The following is a 958-nucleotide window of genomic DNA, read 5'->3' as shown; positions in this document are numbered from 1 at the left end:
TGTTGTGCAGCCAGCTCCTGACAGTTCAATATCAGAAGTGATCTGCACCAATCTCGACTATGCTCAATACTCGTGTGGGCTCTGTTGCAAAAATCGTGAAGCTTGAGCATGCTTGGCGGAGATTGGACGGACGGAACGATGACGGATTTCAAGTGGCGCCATTTCCAGGGTGATGTGATCCTGTGGGCGGTGCGCTGGTATTGTCGCTATCCGATCAGCTATCGCGACCTTGAGGAAATGCTGGCGGAACGCGGCATTTCGGTCGACCATACGACGATCTATCGCTGGGTCCAGTGCTACGCCCCGGAGATGGAGAAGCGGCTGCGCTGGTTCTGGCGGCGTGGCTTTGATCCGAGCTGGCGCCTGGATGAAACCTACGTCAAGGTGCGGGGCAAGTGGACCTACCTGTACCGGGCAGTCGACAAGCGGGGCGACACGATCGATTTCTACCTGTCGCCGACCCGCAGCGCCAAGGCAGCGAAGCGGTTCCTGGGCAAGGCCCTGCGAGGCCTGAAGCACTGGGAAAAGCCTGCCACGCTCAATACCGACAAAGCGCCGAGCTATGGTGCAGCGATCACCGAATTGAAGCGCGAAGGAAAGCTGGACCGGGAGACGGCCCACCGGCAGGTGAAGTATCTCAATAACGTGATCGAGGCCGATCACGGAAAGCTCAAGATACTGATCAAGCCGGTGCGCGGTTTCAAATCGATCCCCACGGCCTATGCCACGATCAAGGGATTCGAAGTCATGCGAGCCCTGCGCAAAGGACAGGCTCGCCCCTGGTGCCTGCAGCCCGGCATCAGGGGCGAGGTGCGCCTTGTGGAGAGAGCTTTTGGCATTGGGCCCTCGGCGCTGACGGAGGCCATGGGCATGCTCAACCACCATTTCGCAGCAGCCGCCTGATCGGCGCAGAGCGACAGCCTACCTCTGACTGCCGCCAATCTTTGCAACAGAGCCC

The 958-nt window shown here is 59.5% G+C and carries 1 protein-coding gene; it reads left to right on the top strand.

The genetic code is table 11. The annotated features are described in order from the left end of the window. The first annotated feature begins 138 nt into the window (after positions 1 to 138). On the top strand, positions 139 to 903 hold the full coding sequence (locus tag PG898_RS21145; RefSeq protein WP_001389365.1) for an IS6-like element IS6100 family transposase: 765 nt from the start codon (positions 139 to 141) through the stop codon (positions 901 to 903). The last annotated feature ends 55 nt before the right edge of the window (positions 904 to 958 follow it).

The sequence above is a fragment of the Aeromonas sp. QDB31 genome, from assembly GCF_027707605.1.
Lineage (GTDB): Bacteria > Pseudomonadota > Gammaproteobacteria > Enterobacterales > Aeromonadaceae > Aeromonas > Aeromonas media.
The sequence above is the reverse complement of the archived record's forward strand: the minus strand, read 5'-3'. Positions and strand labels throughout refer to the sequence as shown.

What these genes read in the sequence shown, in the direction of transcription:
- PG898_RS21145 (WP_001389365.1), top strand. Translation starts at nt 139, where the DNA reads ATGACGGATTTCAAGTGGCGCCATTTCCAGGGTGATGTGATCCTGTGG.